This window comes from Acinetobacter sp. V104_13 (assembly GCF_031798995.1).
GTDB lineage: Bacteria > Pseudomonadota > Gammaproteobacteria > Pseudomonadales > Moraxellaceae > Acinetobacter > Acinetobacter pittii.
In genome coordinates this window covers 111,398-133,783 of record NZ_JAVQNP010000008.1, presented here as the reverse complement: position 1 = coordinate 133,783, position 22,386 = coordinate 111,398, and the positions used below count along the sequence as shown (strand labels likewise).

The window sequence follows — 22,386 nt, the reverse complement described above, 5'->3', positions numbered from 1 at the left end:
TTAAATAATTTTGGATTTGAAACTAATCTTTGAAGTGTAAATAATAAGCAATGTAACCTGATAAATTATGTTCTTGATCATCAATTCGAGCACGAAAACGATCATGTCTTACATAAAAAGAATTTAATATAGACTTGGGGTTTTTCATATACATGGCAACTTCTGGATAGAAGAAACCTGTGCGTTGAAATTCAGCACGTAACTGAATAAGAGATTTTAATTCTTCAAATTTAGAAGATTTAAATAGATTTTCATGACCTTGCTCACTTAGGCGGTTTACCATTTTATAAGCAGACATCATCATCTCAAGGAAAGTAGCATATACTGTTTTACGATTTTTAATGAAGTCCATGTGATTTAAATAGTTGTTTATACCAAATTGATAGTATTTAACTTCTGGACATACTAATGTTAATTCATTCGTACAATAACTTAACCAATGATCATGATATTTTTCATATGAATTAGATATGAAGTTATCAAACATTAATTTAACAGTATCTAAAAGAACTTTATTATTATTTAACTGATAAAGCCTTAATAGTGCTAATGCAGCTTCACCATCATAATAAACAATTCTAAATTTTTCTTTAATAGACAAGGATGGGTACTCCAAAATATGAGTGGTTTTTCCTGTTTTATCAATCATTTGAAGAATTCCATTTGCTATTTTTTCTGCATATTCTAGATATTTTTTATTTTTAGTAATTTCCTGATATTTTGTTAACATTAAAATAGTAGCTGCATTCGCACCAAGCTTGATCTCATAATTGTTGTCATTTCCATCAATCATATGAGCTGTATCTTCATCTATTAATTTATAAAAATTTTTGATGCTATAATCAATAGCTAAGTGAATTTTAGACCAATATTGATTGTTTTCTTCAATCTCAAAAGTTTCTAAAAGTGAATAAATTGAAGTGCAATGCCGTATTGTATTGTAGCTTTTAATTTCATTATTAAATGCAGGGAAATAGCCGTAGATAAATTTCCCATCTTCTAAAATTTGACTGGTTAGAAAACTAGCATTTTTATTAATTATTTCTTTAATATGAGATTTATCATTTTTATCAATGAACCTAACCCCATTTTCACAACCTCCACTTTGAAGTTTAATGAATTTACTATTTTCGTAAAATACACTTTCAGTTTCAAAAAGCCATACATCTTTAATTTTATTAATTTCTAATTCTTTTTGAATAGAAGGATATTTTTTCTTTATTGCATTATTTAAATTATTCTGGTCAATAAAATTTTTTTGATCATATGAAATTCCTCGTATGATTGCATTCCCATAAATTTCTTGCTCTAAAAAACATATATTGAAATCTTTATCAAAACTAATACCTTTCCTAAAATGATTATTATGCTTTTGATTAGATATATCATTGGTAACATCGGTCCAACTTTTTTTTTCTATTTGAGTTGCAATATCAAGTTTTATATAGGCTAGATAACGTTTATCTTTAAGAAAAATTTTTTCTAAAAAGTTATTTATTTTTTTTTGCAATTTTTGTATGTCAGAACTAGCAATTGAAAAAACTTTACAACGTTGATCTAGGCAACCATATGAGATAAAGACTATTTTTTTATCAGAGTTAGTCTGATCATATAGTGATATCCATTCACTGATCTGATTCTTTAAATTACTTAAATCTAAATATTTCAATTGATGTAGCATATTATGACCTAATTAAGTTAATCTTGGCTAGAAAACAATTAAATTGTTTTAATCCCTTTTTTTAAAAAATAATAGAGTGATATTTAATTCTGTTTGTTATTGTATTTGTTTTTTTGTGGTACTAGAAGTGATTTTAAGGCTTGAGTTGTGTTTAAAATTATTCGAAATTTAATTCATATGTTTTAATTTAAGTGTGGTTTAAAACATAATTTATATTTTTATTTTTAATGCAATATAGCTTAATTTTTTGATAAAAATAAATGAATTATATGGTTTTTAATATTTCTATTTTTTTGTTGTTGTATTAACTAATCTTGGTTGTTAATTTAATTATCTAAAGTTTATCTGAATTAAAAGGTTAATTATGAAAAAAATAATTTCTTTATTGATGTTGTTAGCTGCTAATCATACTTTCGCTGCAACAGTTAGTATTGACTTAACTAATGGTAATTTTATCAGAAATGATGCGTATAGTGTTGTTACTTCTACTCAAGAACAATGTACACAATTGGATAATTCGGGAATCGGAAGAACAGTTTGGGTTGAAGTAAATTTAAATGGTTACTCATATAAGGAATGTATACGGTATTATTCTGCCGGATTACTCGAGAACCAAACCAATAATAGAGCAATTGCGTATTTTTCTGGTGATGTAGCAGTTGTAGGAGACAACGAACTTACATTCTATACTAGCAAAAAACCACAGGACAAAGTTAATGAAGCAGTCGTTTGGTCCACTCAGTTGTATAATTTCCCATATATTTTTGTAGCTCGTCCAGGGATTTATGGGTCATCTGGTGTACATAATGGTGCTAGAAAGCCATTGGAATCTTTATTAATGTCTGAAGCATTAAATAAAATTAAGCAAAGACATCAAATCCTTAATTATGTGTTAGTTGGGCATAGTGGTGGTGGTCATATTGTATCAGCCTTATTGTCAAAAAGGACTGATATATTATGTGCTACCCCAAGTTCAGCCCCTTCGTCACCAAAAATATTGGCTGAAGCATTGGGAAAGACGCCTGATCCGAGGCTATTTGAAACTGTAGATGCAATAACAGCACTTACACCTAAGCATCCAGCGAATAGAGTATTTGTAGTAGGGGATTTAAATGACAGTATTGTGCCTTGGATTTCTCAAAAAGTACTTCATGAAAAATTGATTCAATTATCTTGGACATCAAATATCATAAATTTACAAGCAATTGACGGATCTCATCATGATGCGGCAGATAAAGCTAGAAAGATTGCTGGAATGTGTGCAAGGGGGCTACCAACCTTAAATATTCTTGACCAAGCAGCAAATTTATAAGCTTACTATATTGTTTGCGTAGAACTAAAAGTAATATTAGGTTTATCTGGTTTATGAGAAATAATTTTACGCAAATATTAAGAGATGAACTTACATTGAATCCATAAGTTGATCTATTGAGTTGATTATTAGTTAAATAGATCATTTATAAATGAAATAAAAGTTGGGATGAGGATGAATATAGTTATAAAAACTATAAATTATGAAAAATAAATTGTGAGAGATATTCTATCTCTCAAATTTTTTATAATTTTTGAAATTTAAGTATTTAAAACATAATTTTAAAACACTTTTTAAATTGTGGGTTATCTTAATGTATGTAAAATAAAGATAATTTTTTTCCATAAAAAATTATTATGAACTTAATTAATTTGTAATTGATAAAGCCTAGTTCTCATGTGAATATAATCTTGAGGATGTTTATTAAAACCATCCTCGTATTTCAGGTTTAAGTGATATTCACTAAGTCCATAACCTTACAGGATATGGACTCTTCTTAATTAATAAAGAATTTAAAATTATATTGACTTCTTTTATTGTAATTTAAGAATACATAGTTGAATTTAGCCTAAACCTATTGTAGTAATATATCTATTATTAATAATCCTAATTCTATAAATTTTAATTTAAGATGGATTTTATAAAAATGGATGATTATATATTTAACATGAGGATTAAAATTAATGAAGAGTTTACTTCTATTCCAAATCGTATTTTCATTAACACTAATCTTGACGGGTTGTGTGAATCAGCCATATGGTCATCAATCAGTTTATTCACCACCTTCTATTAATACCATTGCTAGTCATAAATTGTATTTAATATCAGAAAAATCAAACCGACCGAGCTTTGGTACTGGAGAGGTTACAGAAGATAAAGCCTCTCAATATGCAAGTAATCATAAGAAGACAGTAATTTGTGATAAACATCATTATTATGCTGCTAGTAATGTTACTAGTGATCAGAAACAGACAAAAATTACTTTAGTAAGTGGTGAAGAGATTAATGTTTCTAAGTCATGCTGGGTAGAAGATGCAAACCCAAAAAATTCAATTTATGTTTCTAAATCATCTATTAGCCATGGTTTTTAATAATTAAATATATAAAGGGAGACTAAGCTTTAGTAGCTTACTCTCCTAAAAGTAATTAAAATAGTTAATTGAAGCAATAGCTTGAAAGTAATTTTTATATAATTCTATATTCAGATTTATCAAATTGTTTTTTTCAATTTCTATTAAATATATCTTATCACTGTTTACTTCATTTCTTTTTAAAATAAATTCTATTACTGAACCTATTTCATTTTTTTTACTTAAGTTTAATTTTACTATAAAGACAGAAAAACCTCTTTCTTTCATTTTTTTTGCATAGAAAGTAGCATAAGTTTTAGTACTTTCTTTTAATCCTGTATCAAAAATAATAATTGCTGGAAAAGGCCCAATTCCTTCGGGAGTAAAAATCTCACCGGTTGCTGAGCCGGGTAGAGAGTTCCAAAAAATATCATTCATATTAAATGTTTATCATAACTAAAAAATAATTTTCATAATAATGCTTTAAAAAGCATTAAGTTAATTTATACAAAATGAAAATCATAAATTTTAAAAAGTTAAAGTGTTAAGTTGGTGTTTGAAATAAATTAATACTATCAAGTTTTTTTTGATAATTTGGTTAAATTATTTCTGATAAAGCAACTTTACTTTGTATATATAAGATAATCAATAGTAAATATACATTAATTATTTTTTTACACAAAATTTCTTATAATTAGTTGAAAATAAAGTATATTTTTGATTTTCTTAATTGGCTACTCTTAATTAATTAAAAATTAATGAAAATAAAAAAATCCTTAAAATTGTAAGACAAAATTAACTTAATATTGAATTATAACGAGTTATTTATAATATAAATTTTAAGAATAACAATATAGCTTGAATATGTTTGTATATATCAATACGTTGTTGAGTCTGTCTTAAAATTTTTAATAATTAATTTGGTGTAGAAGATCAACCTTATTAAAAAATGTAACTCATCTCTAATTCCATTTTATATATTCCATATTTATTTAATAGAATTAAACTTAAAAATTCCTAGTAACTACAATATATTAGTTTTAGTGGCATTGTTCAAAATCCTTTGAATTACTGTTCTTGTAACCGAAAATTCTTTAGCAAGTGAATACACACTATAGCCTTTTTTAAACAATTCGATCACTCTAGTTTTTTGTTCATTATTTAATATTTCCGGTCTACCAACTTTTCTTACCGGATTGTGATCTTTGGATTTTTTATTATTACACTTAAATAATTTCTCAAATTCAGCTGATAGCTTTAAAAAATGTAGAAAGAAAATTTTTAAGTCACCATTAATCTCATTTTTTGAGTAATCCAAGCATATTAGTCGGATTTTTTTTTGATCAATTTTATCAACTATACTTAAAATTTCCTCAAAACTGTTACCTAAGCAATCCATGCTTTTTATCACTAAAATATCGCCTTCTTCTAATGAATAACTTATTAGATTAAGAAATTTATCTCTATAAATAATAGATTTATCAACCGATACTTCTTCTACTACTAATCTATTCTTTTGAATCTTATAGCCATACTCACTAAAAAAGGTGATATATCTAGAAAATTCAAACTGCAAATTAGGCTCTATTCTAACATAGGCATATGTACGCATATTAAAAACACCAAAATTAAACAAAAACAAAACAAATCTTAGCATCTTATTTTTTTAAAAAAAACATGAACTAAATCACAAAAGTGTACTATACAGTGTTTAAAACATGTTAATTAAATACATACTTAAATCTATATGGGTTATTAGGTTTTTTTATCATCTTTATTATATTAGTTAATAATTTTGTTAGTTCTATGATGTTTGTTTTTTTCATCTTTAATAATCTCCTTACTTAATTATTTGTGAATTTAATATAAATCTAATATTAAAATCTAGTTTTATTTTTTAATTAAATTAATTTAATGGTGTATGACGTAACAAAATATTATTGGGTCAATCTGCTAATTACTAGCTTTTTTGTTATATAATTGATTTTAAATGAATTTTATTTTTTTATGTTTTGTTTTTAATTGTGTTTTTAATTTTGATAAAAATAAAATACATAGTTTTAAAACTATTTAATGTGGTCGTTTGTAAATGATCTAAATTATAATTTTAAATCTTTTGTTTATATTTCATAAACATGTTTTTAAAAAAAATTAATATTTTCTTATATTTATAATTTATTTAATATTAAACTTTTTTATTATAAAAAATAAAGTATTTTTCAACTAATTTTTTAATAATTATATAATACTTTATTATATTATATGTGTTTAAATTTTGCCATGTGGGAATTTTTAAAATTATGGAAATATAAAAATATTTACATTACTATAAAAAGTCTAAAATTAATAAACTAATTATATAACAAACAATAAGTGAAGAGCTAAAAAGTATATTTTGATTTGAATTTACTTTATAGATACTCTTCACATCACTCTAAGGAATAGGAGGCGATATGCGTATTTATGCCTATATACGAGTAAATTGTAGTATTGAAAATATTGAAGAAGAGAAAGTATCTTTTATTTCTTTATTAAATAGCTTTGATTATAAAATTCATCCTAATAGAGTCATTTTTGAATTAGTATCAGTAGATAAACCTATTACTTTACGAACTATTTTTCTTAATTTAATTAACTATTCTTTAGAAGAAGATGATTTTTTAATAGTTAAAGGTATTGATTGCTTGGGTAGTAGTTTTACGGAGATATTATCATCTATTAAATTAATTGAAAGAAAGAAGATTAAATTAATTATATTGGATTATTTTAATTGTGAATTTGAAAATGATATTAAAAATAATTTTATCCACTTTATAGAAATTTGCATTAATTTTGAAAAACTTTTTTTAATTGATTGTGTTGGACAAAAAAAATCTAGTTTATCCAGAAAAGGGGGGAGACCTGAAAAATTATCCAACGATCAAAAACAGGATGTTATTAATAAATTTAAGAAAGGTTTTAGTGTGTATTCGTTAGCTAAGGACCTTGCTGTCTCAAGGACAGTGATACAAAGAATAATTAAAAAATCTGACAATTAAGATATGAAAAATTTTGCTGTTAATAAGTATTAAATCATGTTTTAAACTTTTATTTAATACTTATTAAATTAATATTTAAATTTTAAAATTAAATTCATATTGATATTTTAATATTTCTATTGATATTGTTGTATAGGCCTTTAGCTATATCTTAACTTATTAAAAGTTATATTTATTAACTTAAGGTTTATTTATATAATTTTGGTAGCTCGAAATATGGATATGAGTATTGATTTAATCAAATGGAAGTGTTCTATATGTGAAGGTTTTATAGTGGTTGATCATTCAAAAATACAAAAAGAAGATTTAGTACAATTTGTATTTAGACGCATAAATAAGAATGATTCTTTTTATTTTATTTATAAAGTTGGTTTAGTTATTGATCGAAAAGAAGAATTATTGATCATCAAATATAAGAATAGAACCTATAAGGTTTTCGAAAAAGATACTTATCCTGCAAGAGCGCCAACTCACCTTATCTATAATATGTTTTGGGTATGTACCTGTTAATTTTTATATTTTGATTTTAATATCTTTTATGTGGAATAAATCTTTGATTTGCTAATTCTCTATATATTCAATAAAAAAGCCACTCGAGTAGAGCGGCTCTTTTGATTTGATAAGTTAGACTTACCAGCTTAACGCACCACCAGTTTGGTAGTCAGTTACGCGAGTTTCGAAGAAGTTCTTCTCTTTACGTAAGTCCATCATCTCAGACATCCATGCAAATGGATTCGTTACACCAGCAAATTGCTCTGGTAAACCTAACTGAGATAAACGGCGGTTACAGATGAATTTTAAGTATTCTTCCATCATGCTTGCATTCATACCCAATACACCGCGTGGCATTGTGTCACGTGCATATTCGATTTCAAGCATCGTACCTTCAACAATCATTTGAACCACTTCTTGTTGGAACTCAGCAGTCCAAAGGTGAGGGTTCTCAATCTTGATTTGGTTAATCATGTCGATACCAAAGTTCAAGTGCATAGACTCATCACGCAAGATGTATTGGAATTGCTCAGCAACACCGTTCATCTTGTTACGACGACCCATACTCAAAATTTGAGTAAAGCCACAGTAGAAGAAGATCCCTTCAAGTACACAGTAGAATGCGATCAAGTTACGAAGTAAGCGTTGGTCGTTTTCAGGTGTACCTGTGTGGAAATTAGGATCAGTTAAAGATTGAGTATATTTCAAGCCCCAAGCTGCTTTACGTGCAACAGATGGAACTTCGCGGTACATGTTGAAGACTTCGCCTTCGTCCATACCTAAAGATTCGATACAGTATTGGTAAGCGTGAGTGTGAATCGCTTCTTCAAACGCTTGACGCAAGATGTACTGACGGCATTCAGGGTTAGTAATGTGACGGTAAATCGCCAATACCAAGTTGTTTGCAACTAAAGAATCCGCAGTCGAGAAGAAACCTAAAGAACGCATAACAATAGTACGCTCATCTTCAGTTAAGCCATTTTCAGACTTCCAAAGCGCGATGTCATGGTTCATGTTAACTTCTTGAGGCATCCAGTGGTTTGCACACCCGTCAAGATATTTCTGCCAAGCCCATTCATATTTGAATGGTACAAGTTGGTTCAAGTCCGCACGACAGTTAATCATGGCTTTGTCGTCAACTTGAACACGTTGGGCACCCATTTCTAGCTCTTCAAGGCCAGGGGCAACGTCTAAATGTTCTAAGGCTTGAGCGGCTCTAGCCACTGTATCGGAGGCAACTGTTGGTCGCACGGAATGGGTTCCAGCGGATTGTGGAGCTGCCACGCTCGACGATGATGGCTGCGCAGTAGATACATTCTGCGAATCTGACGCTTTTTCCGATTGGACGGGCGCAGACTTGTGTTCAGGTGTAGTCGGTTTTTGCGAATCATCTTCAAAATCGTCCCAACTAAGGATAGACATTTTTGTTCTCTCTTCGTTGTATATATCTATATTTGACATCTCTTAAACGAAGATGTCCCTACTATACGCTTTTAATGTGTAAACAAAATTAAGTTTTATTGATGCATGACCAAATTTTGGGCCTTTGGTCTCTACTCACTACAACTTATTTTGTTTACGCTGCTGCTTACGTATTGTGATAAATGCGTAAACCATCGGCATATAAAAGAAAATAAAGGCAAAGATTAAAACTCCAACACCAAGCATATAGTTATGACTGAGATGAGAAAGCATAATCTTTACCTCTTTTAAGATTGCTCTTTAGTGAAAAAGAGCAACCTTATTCAATGTTATTGGCAAGCTTCACAATCAGGGTTGTCGATTGAACAAGCCATTGGTACAGGAGCTGCTTGAGTGAAGCCTTCTTCTTCAACCGCTGCTTCTGGTTTCTTCGCTTCTACAACAGGGGCAGCAACAGCTGCTGCTTCAACAGTCGCAGGTTTAACTGCGTTTAAAGCACCTGTGTTAATTGTAGATTTTTCAGCAGAAGTTGCACCTAAAGCTCGGAGGTAATAAGTCGTCTTAAGACCACGTAACCATGCCATCTTGTAAGTGATGTCAAGTTTCTTACCATTTGCACCAGAGATGTAAAGGTTAAGCGACTGAGCTTGATCAATCCATTTTTGACGGCGTGATGCAGCATCAACGATCCAACGTGTATCTACTTCAAACGCAGTAGCAAAGATTGCTTTTAATTCTTCAGGAATACGAGCAATTTTTTGTACTGAACCTTCAAAGTGTTTAAGATCGTTAACCATTACTGTGTCCCAAAGACCGCGTTCTTTTAATGCACGAACAAGGTATGGGTTAATAACAGTGAACTCACCAGACAAGTTAGATTTCACATATAAGTTTTGGAATGTTGGCTCAATAGATTGAGAAACACCACAAATGTTAGAGATGGTTGCAGTTGGAGCAATCGCCATCACGTTTGAGTTACGCATACCGTCTTTTTGAACTTTGGCACGTAAAGTGTCCCAGTCTAAACGTTGAGTACGGTCAACTTCGAACATGCGCTCTGGACGAGACTTCGCAACAATTTCTAAAGAGTCGATTGGAAGGATGCCTTGATCCCACAATGAACCTTTGAATGTTGAGTAAGCACCACGTTCAACAGCCAAGTTGCTTGAAGTTTCAATCGCGTAGTAGCTAATCACTTCCATTGATTCATCAGCAAAATCAACAGCAGCGTCTGAACCGTAAGCAATACCCATTTCATATAGAGCATCTTGGAAGCCCATGATACCCATACCCACAGGGCGGTGTTTCAAGTTCGAGTTTTTCGCTTGTGGTACAGCGTAGTAGTTAATGTCGATCACGTTATCGAGCATACGTACTGCTGTTTTAATAGTGCGAGCTAACTTCTCACGGTCTAACACACCACCTTGAACGTGTTGTACAAGGTTGATCGAACCTAAGTTACATACTGCAATTTCGTCTTGATTTGTGTTCAAGGTAATTTCAGTACATAGGTTAGATGAGTGAACTACACCAACGTGTTGTTGTGGTGAACGTAAGTTACATACATCTTTGAATGTGATCCATGGGTGACCAGTTTCAAATAACATAGAAAGCATTTTGCGCCATAAATCTTTAGCACGTACTTTCTTGTGTAGCATGTTGGTTTCTTTCGCTACAGACTCATAGTAAGCATAACGCTCAGCAAATTCAGCACCAGTTAAGTCGTGCAAGTCTGGAGTTTCAGAAGGGGTAAATAATGTCCATTCACCATCTTCAAATACACGTTGCATAAACAAGTCTGGAACCCAGTTCGCAGTGTTCATGTCGTGAGTACGGCGACGGTCATCACCCGTATTTTTACGAAGCTCTAAGAACTCTTCGATGTCTAAGTGCCAAGTTTCTAGGTATGCACACACAGCACCTTTACGCTTACCACCTTGGTTTACTGCAACAGCTGTATCGTTCGCAACTTTCAAGAATGGAACAACACCCTGAGACTTGCCGTTAGTACCTTTAATATAAGAGTTCAAGGCACGAACAGGTGTCCAGTCATTACCTAAACCACCAGCCCATTTAGAAAGCATCGCGTTGTCACGCATTGCGCCATAAATGTCATAAAGGTCATCGCCAATTGTTGTTAAGTAACAACTTGAAAGCTGTGGACGTAATGTACCTGAGTTAAACAGGGTAGGCGTAGAAGCCATGTAGTCGAAGCTAGACAATAAGTTATAGAACTCAATTGCACGCTCTTCTTTATCTTGCTCATTGAGTGCAAGACCCATCGACACGCGCATGAAGAATAATTGTGGTAATTCAAAACGAACGCCGTTTGAGTGAATGAAGTAACGGTCAAATAAAGTCTGTAAACCTAAATAGGTAAACTGATTAGAACGTTCTGGCTGAATTGCTGCTGATAATTTTTCTAAGTCGAAGTCAAGCAAGTCAGGTGAAAGCAAATCAAGCTCAACACCTTTTTTCAAGAATGCTTCAAGTGCGTTGTTTTCAGGTGTATCTGTTGATAAGCCTAAGAACGTTAAACCAGTGCTCACTAATTCGTTACAAAGCAAACGTGCAGTCACGTAAGTGTAGTTTGGTTCTTGTTCAATACGGGTACGTGTTGCCATCATCATTGTTGTGGCAATATCACTTTCTTTTACGCCGTTATATAAGTTTTTAACGGTTTCATCGACAATGGCTTGAACGTCAATACCTTCCAAACCTTCAGCTGCCTTAGAAACAGTTGCTTGCAATGCACTTAAATCAAGTGGCTGAAGCTGACCGTTTTTGTCGGTAACTTGTAAAGTAGGGTGGTGGTTTGAGTTCGTTTGCTGACGAGCGCTAGCACGTTGTTCACGGTAAATCACATAAGCGCGGGCAACTTTTTGTTCCCCAGTACGCATTAAAGCAAGTTCTACTTGATCTTGAATTTCTTCAATATGGATCGTACCGCCCGATGGTAAACGGCGAGTAAAAGTATTTAAGACCATTTCCGTTAACTGGGTAATACGGTCGTGAATACGGCTAGAATCCGAACTCTGTTGACCTTCCACAGCAAGAAAAGCTTTACCAATCGCAACTGAAATTTTCTCTGCATCAAATGCAGCAACATCTCCAGTGCGCTTAATCACCTGAATTTGACCGGGAGTCGAAGTAATTACGCTCATGCCAGCATAGCTCCATTGTCACTTTTGTTATGTTCATAGACCGTTTGAACCGAGCAAAAAACATGCCACGATATTTGAGGGATAAACACAAGACTTAGTAGTTAAAGTTTATTTTCAACACAAGATACGGGATTTTTCATAGCAGATCAATCTTGACTTTTTAGTAATTTTTTATCTGTATGATTTGATGGGAGATAGCATAGCAAAGCTGTTAAAAAACGCTTATAGATAACTTTGTGGATAACTCAAAAAACAAACACTTAAATAAATTTAAACTAAACAGAGAAATAATTTGTTTAATATTCATACATTGGAAATATGAATAGAATATGAAATTTAATAACAATAAATAAATCTTAAAAACACGTGAAAATTCAAAGGCTAATAAAATGCAACAAAATACGATGGTCATGTATCAGTTTGGTGAACGCCTACTTGTTTACAATGTAAACGTGTGTATATTGCAAATGATAAACGAATGTATCTGCAAGATTTTTAAGATGCATGAAACGAGATTTATAGGGGCAATGATATGAGCCAAGAAGAAAAGTTACCAAAGATTCTGATCGTTGAAGATGACGAGCGCTTAGCGCGATTAACTCAAGAATATTTAATTCGCAACGGTTTGGAAGTTGGTGTAGAAACTGATGGTAACCGTGCAATTCGTCGTATTATTAGTGAACAACCAGATCTAGTGGTCTTGGATGTCATGTTGCCGGGTGCCGATGGCTTAACAGTTTGCCGTGAAGTTCGTCCACATTACCATCAACCCATTTTGATGTTGACTGCACGTACAGAAGACATGGACCAGGTGCTTGGTTTAGAAATGGGCGCAGATGACTATGTTGCTAAACCAGTTCAACCACGTGTTCTTTTAGCGCGTATCCGTGCACTATTACGTCGCACAGATAAAACTGTAGAAGATGAAGTTGCACAGCGTATCGAGTTTGATGACCTTGTAATTGATAATGGCGGTCGTTCTGTAACGCTAAATGGTGAACTTGTTGACTTCACTAGCGCAGAATATGACCTATTATGGTTGCTTGCATCAAATGCTGGTCGTATCTTATCGCGTGAAGATATCTTCGAACGTTTACGTGGTATCGAATACGATGGTCAGGACCGTTCAATCGACGTCCGTATTTCACGTATTCGTCCAAAAATTGGTGATGATCCTGAAAATCCAAAGCGTATTAAAACAGTACGTAGTAAAGGTTACTTGTTTGTTAAAGAAACCAACGGGTTATAAGGTCTGAATAAACTTCCTATAAGGTTGGTCGAGTGTTTAAACACAGTATATTCCTGCGAATATATGCGGGACTGGTAATTCTTGTTGTTCTGGTTGCTGTCTTTGGTTATTTGCTTGTACAAATTATCAATTATCAACGGGCACAAGAATATCGAGAATCTTTAACCGATGGTATTTCTTATGTCATTAGTGAGGGAGTCGCTCGACAGCCTGGGAAGCAACAGAAAATAGACTGGGTTTCAGATGCGTCAGATTTATTGGAACTTCCAATTTACTATACTGATGCAAGCAAGGTTGAGTTATCTCGTACCGAGAAAAAACGAATCGAAGCTCAAAAATCTGTTGTCCGTTACGATGCCAGTAATAGTATTGCGTATATCATTATTGGCTTACGTGATGATCCTCAGCACTTTTTATCTATAAAAGTCGACAAAATTACTGAGCGCCAAATGAAGGCTCTCCCTATTTTTGTACTTGATTATCTAATGTTTTATCCGGGGCAAGAACAAGAATATCTTGCCAAGATTCAAAAACATTTCTCTTACCCAATTAATATCTACAATATTCAAGATATTAATCTGGACTCCGAACAAATTGGTCGTTTACGCCAAGACCAAAGCGTCATGTTGTACAAAGACAGTGCGACAGTACGCGGAACAACTATTTCAATCGTCTCTCCAATTCCGAATCAGCCTACACGGGTTCTCGTGCTTGGACCAGTGCCGATGTTTAACTGGATGCCTTTGCAGCTTTCAGCAGGGATTACTTTATTTAGCTTATTTTTGCTGAGTCTAGGTGTCTATGGGTTGATCTTGCCGCTAGAGCGTAAAATTCGCCAAGTACGTTATGCATTAAACCGCATGAAGTCTGGTGATTTGTCATTGCGTGTTCCTATTGAAGGAAGTGACGAAATGGCAAACTTGGCATCAAGTTATAACAACATGTCTGATCATATTCAGCGTTTAATTGAGGCTCAGCGTGAGTTAATGAGAGCGGTATCTCATGAGCTTAGAACGCCTGTTGCCCGTATTCGCTTTGGTACAGAAATGTTGGCGGAAGAAGATGATTACAACCATCGTATGCATCAGGTCGATATGATTGATAAAGATATTGAAGCACTCAATACTTTAATTGATGAAATCATGACTTATGCAAAACTAGAGCAGGGTACACCTTCACTCGATTTTGATGAAATTACTTTATTTGATGTGTTAGATCAGGTTGCGGTCGAAACCGAAGCTTTAAAAACGCAAAAAGAAATTGAACTTGTTGCTCCTCCACTTTATGTAAAAGTAGATGCTGAGCGTCGTTATTTACATCGCGTTGTTCAAAACTTGGTGGGTAATGCGGTTCGTTATTGTGATAATAAAGTTCGGATTACCGGTGGTATCCACAGCGATGGCATGGCCTTTGTTTGTGTTGAAGATGATGGCGCAGGTATTCCTGAACAAGACCGTAAAAGAGTATTTGAAGCTTTTGCCCGTCTAGACGATAGCCGTACACGTGCGTCGGGCGGTTATGGTTTAGGGTTGTCTATCGTAAGCCGTATTGCCTATTGGTTTGGCGGTGAAATTAAAGTAGATGAAAGCCCAACCTTGGGTGGCGCTCGTTTTATCATGACATGGCCAGCAAAACGCTTTAAACAGCCTCCTTTAAAAGCCAATAAAAAAGCACCTTCATAAGGTGCTTTTTTATTGATCTATTTATAGTTGAGTCGCATCTGGTTCCAAAATAGGTTTTCCGCTTCTTAAGCTGGTTAACGCATCGGAATTAAAATCGATCAGTAACGAATTGTTTTTTGCATCAATCTGGTATTTTTGAATAAGAGGTTGATCTCCATTAAGTGTTTCTATTTTATATTCATCTGCAATATGCAAAATACCTTCTAGGTTTGTTGTGGTTGACGCAAAATCCTGTCTAAATATTTCATAGACATCCCGCAAGTCAAAAATTGCATTGTTGGCATCTGGATGTTTGTGAATATAGCTTTCTATATGTCGCACCAGTAATTGTGCAAACAAGTAGTAGTTTGGTTTATGCGTATATTCTAGAGTCATGCATTTTTCTCCTTATTATCTGTTATTAGCATACATGGCAAAACACAGGTTATTGTATAAAATTCATTACACTAGATGATGAAATGAAAAAATTATAAAGATATAAACACTCGATTACGTCCTTGGCGTTTTGCTTGATATAAAGCGTCATCTGCTTCTTTAAATAAACTTTCAATAGCTCGATGGGAAGATGGGGAATATAAGCTTATCCCAATACTCACCTGTATAAAAATTGGTAATTTTCCATAAATATAAATCGGTTGTTGACTAATTTTAATTCGAATTTGTTCTGCTAGTTCAAATGCACTTTCCTTAGTGGTATCTGCAATAAAAATAGCAAACTCTTCACCTCCAAAGCGACCCAATAAATCATGAGGATGTAAAATATTTTGAATCGTGGTGACACAAGTTTGTAGCGCCCGATCACCGATTTGATGGCCGTAGTTGTCGTTAACTTGCTTAAAGTGGTCGACATCAAGCATGAAAAAAGCTGAGGTCTTATTTTCTTTTTGTACTTTTTCTTGAAGTAATCTGACCGACTGTAAAAACTGGCGTCGAGTCAGACTTGAAGTTAGCTCATCATGTGCAATGGCATGTTGAAGCTTTTGAATTAACTCTGAATGCAAAACACTAATACTAGAAACCGTAAGTGGGGCAATCGTCATCATAATTAACCCAATTCGGATTGAGATCGTATTGCTGAAATATTCGTTTGGATAGAGCAAAAGGTAATGTCCAGAGACATGATAAATAATATAAGCACTGGTAAAGCTAGTAATGAGTGCAACAACAATAGGTTTATAGCGAATAGCACACCAGATCAGTGCAGCAATCGGGTAGAGGAGTGAACCCGGGCCAGAGTCATAATAGCTAGCAGCAATCGAAATAAGCACAGCGCCAAAAGGTAAAAGGTCGGTTGGTTGTAGGCCACGATTTCTTGAAAAGTAATGCTTAACCTGACTATATTGAGGAATGTTCAATATGATAGGTAAAAGAAGCAAGGCATTTTGCAGTTCTGAAGTGAACCAGTAACCAAACTCATCCAACAAGCCACCAATCATAAATTTGGTATTAAACATAGGCACGAAAGTTGCTGCAAACAATGCACCTACTACGCTACCTATTCCGCATAATCCAAATAAAAAAAGGTAGGAATAACCGCGATAGGCCGCCTTAATATGTTGATTAAAAAACATATAGAGCGCAAACGTAGTAACAACATAAAGAAAGTTTGATGTTGTTAAAACAAGTGTGAGAGCAAATGGAGTGCCCTGAAATAAGTCAGCAATCACATATCCTATATAGGCACCTAAAAATGCGCTTGGTCGGCGTGTGGTTGGAAAACGAATAAGCAATCCGAGCAAAACCGAATTGGCAGGCCAAAAGAATGCAAGAAAACTTAAAGGGCGAGATGCGATGCCAATGAAACAACATGTCGCAATAATGAAGCTAAATAAGAGAAAAAATTTTAAAAAGGAGAGAAATGAAAATTCACGAAGTGAGTATGGCATCAGCTGCCCTTAATGATAAATACTCTTATCCAAGAGTAATAAAATATTATGCATGATTAAACATTCATCATAATTCAGAGGAGAAGCTGAATACAATAAAAAACAAACTAATATTATAAAAAAGTAAGTTATAAAAAGTTAATAAGCGCTTCAACTGTGTAAATATTCTAAAATTAAAAAATGAAAAAAATCATCATAAATAAAGAAACAATTAAATAAACCGATTATGTGCGGTGAAACCCCCCTTACAACACATAGATGAATAGTTTTGTCTAGAAAATCATCCGAAAGACTAAGACGCTTCAACTAGCATGGGAAATTAGAAATCAGGTACAATTGGCGGGATTAATTTTGTGTTTGGTGTATTTGAAGGCCAATACATACATTCTTTGTTAAATAATAGGCCTGCCAGGAGTTATCCCCGCATGAGTGCCATTACTCCATACGACTGGGCGATTATCGCCTTCGTGATCGGCGTTACATTTCTTTGCGTCTTTATGCTCACAGTTCCCTTACTCCTCGGGGGAAAATCGTGGGGACGTGCTAAGCAAGAGCAGTTTGAATCAGGTGTCGTGAGTGCTGGTGGCGCTCGCATTCGCCTGTCTGCAAAGTTCTATTTAGTTGCAATTTTCTTTGTTGTCTTCGACTTAGAGGCGCTTTACCTCTATGCATGGTCTACTTCTGTGCGTGAAGTAGGGTGGTTGGGATATACCACTGTAGTGATCTTTGTCGTTGATTTATTGATTGCGCTTGTTTATGCCTTCTCTGTAGGTGCTTTAAGTTGGTCACCAGCAGATCGCCGTAAATCAGCAGGTGAGGCGGTTAAAATCGGTTCACCAACAATGAACATTGCTGAAATTACACGCTTTAATTCTATTGAAGAGCTCGTAACTGACCCTACAGGCCAGATTCCAGCTCAATCATCAGGTCGTGTTAAGTCAAAAACTACACCTGCATTGTCATCTGAAAAGGAGTAAGTCGGGATGAAATATACTCTGACCCGCGCGAATCCGGATGCTGATCAATACCCATTGCAAGAACGTCAAATTGTGACGGATCCGCTTGAAGAGGAAGTGAATAAAAACGTATTCATGACTCGTTTAGAGGATGTCTTGCATACAGCAGTAAACTGGGGACGTAAAAACTCTTTGTGGCCATTTAACTTTGGTACCTCATGTTGTTACGTCGAATATGCAACGACCTTAACCGGTGTGCATGACTTGTCACGTTTCGGTGCAGAGGTTATCCGTGCTTCACCTCGTCAGGCTGACTTGATGATTGTTGCAGGGACCTGTTTCGTAAAAATGGCACCAGTTATTCAGCGTCTGTATGAACAGATGTTAGAGCCTAAATGGGTCATTTCGATGGGTGCTTGTGCAAACTCTGGAGGTATGTACGACATCTATTCAGTAGTACAAGGTGTAGACAAAATTATTCCTGTTGACGTGTACGTCCCAGGTTGTCCGCCTCGTCCTGAAGCATTAATTCAAGCTTTAATGCTTTTACAAGACCAGATTCAATTAGAGCGACGCCCGCTTTCTGCCGTGATCGGTGATGATCTTCAGCCAGTATATAAGCCAAAGATGATGCCAGAACGTGACCGTAAGAATGCAGAGCGTATTGCCGTTAAAAACTTACGCTCTATGGATGAGATTAAATAATTTTTTGACGGTGTTTTGACATATCTAACTGATATGTTCATCGAGAAAATTGACAGAATTTGTATTAAATAGGAAGCCAAGCCAATGGCTGAAACTGACATTGCTATGCCAGAGTCAACAGCAGTTGATTCACGCCCAGCATTTGCAATCGTAGAAGAGCTCAAAACCAAATTTGGTGAGAACTTTTACGTGCAGGCGACTTTTGAAGAGTTTCCAACAGTCTGGGTCGAGCGCGCACGCGTGCAAGAAGTCCTTATGTTCCTGCGTAAAGTGGAACGTCCGTATGTAATGCTGTTTGACTTATCTGCGATGGATGAACGTTTACGTGTTCATCGTGATGGTTTACCAGCATCTGACTTCACTGTGTTCTATCATTTATTATCGCTTGAGCGTAATAGTGACATTCGTATCAAGGTTGCCTTGAACGAAAATGATCTAAACATTCCGACAGCGACAAATATCTGGCCAAATGCCAACTGGTATGAACGTGAAGCTTACGATATGTTCGGTATCAATTTCGAAGGGCATCCAATGCTCCGTCGTATTTTGTTGCCAACCTATTGGGAAGGTCATCCGCTTCGTAAAGAATATTCAGCACGTGCGACAGAATATACGCCGTACATGCAAGACAAAGCGAAACAAGACTTTGAACAAGAGCACTTACGTTTTGTACCTGAAGACTGGGGTCTTAAGCGTGGTAACGCTGATGAAGACTTCATGTTCTTGAACTTGGGTCCTAACCATCCATCTGCACATGGTGCGTTCCGTGTTGTATTGCAGTTAGATGGCGAAGAAGTGAAGGACTGTGTACCTGATATCGGTTATCACCACCGTGGCGTGGAAAAGATGGCTGAACGTCAAACATGGCATTCTTTCATTCCTTATACTGACCGTGTTGACTACTTAGGTGGTTGTGCTCAAAACATGCCGTATGTAATGGCTGTAGAGCAAATGGCAGGTATTAAAGTTCCTGAGCGTGCGCAAGTGATTCGTGTCATGTTGAACGAATTGTTCCGTATTAATAACCACTTGTTATTCTGTGGTACGGCAATTCAGGATGCCGGTGGTATGACACCAGTATTCTATATGTTCGCAGACCGTCAAAAAGTTTACGACATTGTTGAAGCAATCACGGGTTACCGTATGCATCCAGCATGGTTCCGTATTGGTGGTACAGCACACGATCTTCCAAACAACTGGCAAAAGCTTGTTAAAGAATTGCTAGAGTGGATGCCTAAACGCTTAAACGAATACTACACAGCGGCATTGAAAAACTCTGTGTTTATTGGACGTACGCGTAATGTTGCACAATACGATGCCAAATCTGCACTCGCATGGGGTGTAACTGGTACTGGTTTACGTGCAACAGGTATCGATTTTGACGTACGTAAATATCGTCCATACAGCGGCTATGAAAACTTCGATTTTGATGTGCCAGTTGAGTATGAAGGCGATGCATACGCACGTGTGCTTGTTCACTTCCGTGAAATTACCGAGTCGCTAAAAATTATTCAACAGTGCTTGGATAACATGCCTTCTGGTCCATATAAAGCGGATCATCCATTGGCTGTTCCACCACCGAAAGATAAGACATTACAAGATATTGAAACCTTGATTACGCACTTCTTGAGCGTTTCATGGGGTCCTGTCATGCCAGCGGGCGAGTCATCATTTATGACTGAAGTGGTTAAAGGTGCAAGTACTTACTACTTGACTTCAGATAAAGCGACCATGAGTTATCGTACTCGTATTCGTACACCGACGTTTACTCACTTACAGCAAATGCCTTCAGTGATTAACGGAAGTTTAGTATCTGACTTAATCATTTATCTGGCGACCATTGACGTGGTTATGGCTGACGTGGATCGCTAAGAGGTAACACATAATGATGATTTTGACTGATAAAAAACCACGTGTGAATGTCGAAGGGATTTTGACTGCGGAAGAAATTCACGAAATCGAACATCACATTGGTCACTATCCATACCCTCGTGCAGCCTCTTTGGATGCATTGAAGTGTGTACAGCGCCGTAATGGTTGGGTAGATGACGCTCAAATGAATGCCATCGCACAGTTGTTGTCGATGAGTGTTGCTGATTTGGAAGGCGTTGCAACATTTTACAACCGTATCTATCGCCATCCGGTAGGTCGTCACGTAATTTTACTTTGCGACTCAATTGCTTGCTTCTTAATGGGTGCAGAAACTCTTGCTGAAGCATTCCAGCGTGAATTAGGAATTCAGTATGGTCAAACGACACCAGATGGCCGTTTTACATTGCTTCCAATTTGCTGCCTAGGCAACTGCGACAAAGGCCCAACTTTAATGATTGATGAAGATACTCACGGTTTAGTCGAAGTGACATCAATTAAACAGTTATTGGAGAAGTATGTATGAATACTGAACCAAAACCAATTTATGGCGACGGTAATCCGGAAACTCATCCGCTCACTTGGCGTTTAAGCAAACAAGAAGCGGTACGTAGTGCTGATGATTACGAAGCACTTGAAGGTTATGCTGGCTTTAAAAAAGCTTTAGGCATGAAACCTGCTGAAGTGTTAGACGTCATTAAAGCTGCAACTGTAAAAGGTCGTGGTGGTGCGGGTTTCCCAGCGGGTATTAAATGGTCATTGATGGCACCAAATGATGGTGGTCCACGTTACTTGATCTGTAATGCCGACGAAATGGAACCGGGTACCTTTAAAGACCGTTTGTTGATGGAAAAACTTCCACATCAATTGATCGAAGGGATGTTAATTGCGGGTTATACCTTAGAAGCAACTCAAGGTTATATCTTTATCCGTGGTGAATACATCGAGGCTGCTCAATATCTAAATGAAGCGTTAGAACAGATTCGTGCTAAAGGTTATTTAGGCGAAAACATCTTAGGTTCTGGCTGGAATTTTGATCTGCATGTACATACGGGTGCAGGGCGTTATATCTGTGGTGAAGAAACTGCATTGATTAACTCGCTTGAAGGCCGTCGTGCTAACCCGCGTACTAAGCCACCGTTCCCGCAAGTTGCAGGAGCATGGGGCCGTCCGACGATTGTGAACAACGTTGAAACTTATAACAACTTGCCAGCAATCATGCTTCGTGGACCAGAGTGGTATATCGGTTTATCAGCGGGTAAATCAAAAGATCCAGGCACTAAAATTTATGGTGCATCGGGTAAAGTTAAATTCCCGGGTCTTTGGGAATTGCCATTTGGTACAACTGCGCGTGAAGTGATTGAAGATCATGCAGGTGGTATGCGTGAGGGCTTAAAGCTCAAAGCATGGTTGCCAGGTGGTGCTTCAACTGACTTTTTACCAGCAGATACCATTGATTTACCAATGGATGCAGACACGATTATGAAAGCAGGTTCTCGTTTAGGAACATGTTTGTTAATGGTGGTAGATGAAACCCAATGTATGGTATCGCTCACTCGTAACTTAGAAGAGTTCTTTGCGCGTGAATCATGTGGTTTCTGTACACCATGTCGTGATGGTTTGCCATGGGCTGTTAAAGCGCTTAAAGCACTTGAAGCAGGCGAAGGTAAGAAAGAAGATATCGACCATTTACAAGAACTAACTCGTAAATTATGGATTGGTAAAACTTTCTGTGCCCACGCACCAGGTGCGATGGAGCCGCTTATGGGCGCACTCAAACATTTCCGTGGTGAGTTTGAAGCGAAAGTGACGAATCGTCCTGTCGTGCAAACCAGCAACGTAGAACAAGCTTAAGGAATT

The 22,386-nt window shown here is 35.5% G+C and carries 19 protein-coding genes and 1 pseudogene; 12 read left to right on the top strand and 8 right to left on the bottom strand.

Annotated features, from left to right (window positions below; all coding sequences use genetic code 11):
• Nucleotides 1–22: 22 nt before the first annotated feature.
• Entirely contained in the window at nucleotides 23–1,681 is a 1,659-nt protein-coding gene (locus tag RMB06_RS01155) for a poly alpha-glucosyltransferase (RefSeq protein ID WP_311077890.1), read from the bottom strand.
• Nucleotides 1,682–2,423: 742 nt separating this feature from the next.
• Here RMB06_RS01155 and RMB06_RS01150 point away from each other — a divergent pair.
• Nucleotides 2,424–3,015: pseudogene (locus RMB06_RS01150) on the top strand (hypothetical protein).
• Nucleotides 3,016–3,676: 661 nt separating this feature from the next.
• Entirely contained in the window at nucleotides 3,677–4,084 is a 408-nt protein-coding gene (locus tag RMB06_RS01145; RefSeq protein WP_017386595.1) for a hypothetical protein, read from the top strand.
• A gap of 45 nt (nucleotides 4,085–4,129) precedes the next feature.
• Here RMB06_RS01145 and RMB06_RS01140 read toward each other — a convergent pair whose 3' ends face one another.
• Both RMB06_RS01140 and RMB06_RS01135 read right to left on the bottom strand, forming a co-directional pair.
• Nucleotides 4,130–4,501 carry a hypothetical protein gene (locus RMB06_RS01140; protein WP_005071111.1) on the bottom strand — a complete coding sequence of 124 codons (372 nt, stop codon included), beginning with the start codon at nucleotides 4,499–4,501 and terminating at the stop codon, nucleotides 4,130–4,132.
• A gap of 586 nt (nucleotides 4,502–5,087) precedes the next feature.
• Nucleotides 5,088–5,675: a recombinase family protein gene (locus RMB06_RS01135; RefSeq protein ID WP_025469862.1), complete on the bottom strand. Its 588-nt coding sequence runs from the start codon at nucleotides 5,673–5,675 to the stop codon at nucleotides 5,088–5,090.
• A gap of 841 nt (nucleotides 5,676–6,516) precedes the next feature.
• Here RMB06_RS01135 and RMB06_RS01130 point away from each other — a divergent pair.
• Both RMB06_RS01130 and RMB06_RS01125 read left to right on the top strand, forming a co-directional pair.
• Nucleotides 6,517–7,101 (top strand): resolvase, encoded by a 585-nt coding sequence (locus RMB06_RS01130; RefSeq protein ID WP_311077889.1) that lies wholly within the window; start codon nucleotides 6,517–6,519, stop codon nucleotides 7,099–7,101.
• A 216-nt stretch (nucleotides 7,102–7,317) separates the two neighbouring features.
• Entirely contained in the window at nucleotides 7,318–7,611 is a 294-nt protein-coding gene (locus RMB06_RS01125) for a hypothetical protein (protein ID WP_002120070.1), read from the top strand.
• A 120-nt stretch (nucleotides 7,612–7,731) separates the two neighbouring features.
• On the opposite strand, the gene RMB06_RS01120 is transcribed toward RMB06_RS01125, so the two are convergent.
• From RMB06_RS01120 to RMB06_RS01110, 3 genes are all read right to left on the bottom strand, one after another.
• Entirely contained in the window at nucleotides 7,732–9,015 is a 1,284-nt protein-coding gene (locus RMB06_RS01120) for a ribonucleotide-diphosphate reductase subunit beta (protein WP_032042147.1), read from the bottom strand.
• A gap of 138 nt (nucleotides 9,016–9,153) precedes the next feature.
• A complete protein-coding gene (locus tag RMB06_RS01115; protein WP_002120013.1) occupies nucleotides 9,154–9,288 on the bottom strand; it encodes a hypothetical protein in 135 nt (44 codons plus the stop codon).
• 56 nt (nucleotides 9,289–9,344) lie between these two features.
• Complete coding sequence (locus RMB06_RS01110; RefSeq protein WP_002120003.1) at nucleotides 9,345–12,179, bottom strand: ribonucleoside-diphosphate reductase subunit alpha; 2,835 nt, start codon at nucleotides 12,177–12,179, stop codon at nucleotides 9,345–9,347.
• Between the two features lie 353 nt (nucleotides 12,180–12,532).
• Here RMB06_RS01110 and RMB06_RS01105 point away from each other — a divergent pair, with 353 nt between their 5' ends.
• The 3 genes from RMB06_RS01105 to bfmS are packed head-to-tail and all read left to right on the top strand — an operon-like array spanning nucleotide 12,533 to nucleotide 15,110.
• Nucleotides 12,533–12,715 (top strand): hypothetical protein, encoded by a 183-nt coding sequence (locus tag RMB06_RS01105; protein WP_031944149.1) that lies wholly within the window; start codon nucleotides 12,533–12,535, stop codon nucleotides 12,713–12,715.
• On the top strand, nucleotides 12,712–13,428 hold the full coding sequence (bfmR, locus tag RMB06_RS01100; protein WP_000076440.1) for a response regulator transcription factor BfmR: 717 nt from the start codon (nucleotides 12,712–12,714) through the stop codon (nucleotides 13,426–13,428). The genes RMB06_RS01105 and bfmR overlap by 4 nt, the downstream gene beginning before the upstream one ends.
• A gap of 32 nt (nucleotides 13,429–13,460) precedes the next feature.
• The gene (gene bfmS / locus RMB06_RS01095) at nucleotides 13,461–15,110 is read left to right on the top strand and encodes a sensor histidine kinase BfmS (RefSeq protein WP_002120020.1); all 1,650 of its coding nucleotides are present in this window, start codon (nucleotides 13,461–13,463) and stop codon (nucleotides 15,108–15,110) included.
• Nucleotides 15,111–15,131: 21 nt separating this feature from the next.
• Here the strand turns inward: bfmS and RMB06_RS01090 are convergent, their stop codons facing one another.
• Together RMB06_RS01090 and RMB06_RS01085 are read right to left on the bottom strand one after the other, a co-directional pair.
• Nucleotides 15,132–15,485, bottom strand: a complete 354-nt coding sequence (locus tag RMB06_RS01090) for a hypothetical protein (RefSeq protein ID WP_002120022.1) — start codon at nucleotides 15,483–15,485, stop codon at nucleotides 15,132–15,134.
• A 92-nt stretch (nucleotides 15,486–15,577) separates the two neighbouring features.
• The gene (locus RMB06_RS01085; protein WP_311077881.1) at nucleotides 15,578–16,996 is read right to left on the bottom strand and encodes a diguanylate cyclase; all 1,419 of its coding nucleotides are present in this window, start codon (nucleotides 16,994–16,996) and stop codon (nucleotides 15,578–15,580) included.
• A 425-nt stretch (nucleotides 16,997–17,421) separates the two neighbouring features.
• On the opposite strand from RMB06_RS01085, the gene ndhC reads away from it, so the two are divergent.
• The 5 genes from ndhC to nuoF all read left to right on the top strand — a co-directional run bounded on the left by ndhC (nucleotide 17,422) and on the right by nuoF (nucleotide 22,380).
• Nucleotides 17,422–17,973 (top strand): NADH-quinone oxidoreductase subunit A, encoded by a 552-nt coding sequence (gene ndhC, locus RMB06_RS01080; protein WP_002120061.1) that lies wholly within the window; start codon nucleotides 17,422–17,424, stop codon nucleotides 17,971–17,973.
• Between the two features lie 6 nt (nucleotides 17,974–17,979).
• Complete coding sequence (locus tag RMB06_RS01075; RefSeq protein ID WP_002120034.1) at nucleotides 17,980–18,657, top strand: NADH-quinone oxidoreductase subunit B family protein; 678 nt, start codon at nucleotides 17,980–17,982, stop codon at nucleotides 18,655–18,657.
• 84 nt (nucleotides 18,658–18,741) lie between these two features.
• Nucleotides 18,742–20,529, top strand: coding sequence for an NADH-quinone oxidoreductase subunit C/D (gene nuoC / locus RMB06_RS01070; RefSeq protein WP_002120052.1), 1,788 nt, complete (start codon nucleotides 18,742–18,744; stop codon nucleotides 20,527–20,529).
• Between the two features lie 13 nt (nucleotides 20,530–20,542).
• A complete protein-coding gene (gene nuoE, locus RMB06_RS01065; protein ID WP_002120040.1) occupies nucleotides 20,543–21,052 on the top strand; it encodes an NADH-quinone oxidoreductase subunit NuoE in 510 nt (169 codons plus the stop codon).
• Complete coding sequence (nuoF, locus tag RMB06_RS01060; protein WP_002120030.1) at nucleotides 21,049–22,380, top strand: NADH-quinone oxidoreductase subunit NuoF; 1,332 nt, start codon at nucleotides 21,049–21,051, stop codon at nucleotides 22,378–22,380. Before nuoE ends, nuoF begins: the two co-directional genes overlap by 4 nt.
• Nucleotides 22,381–22,386 lie beyond the last annotated feature (6 nt).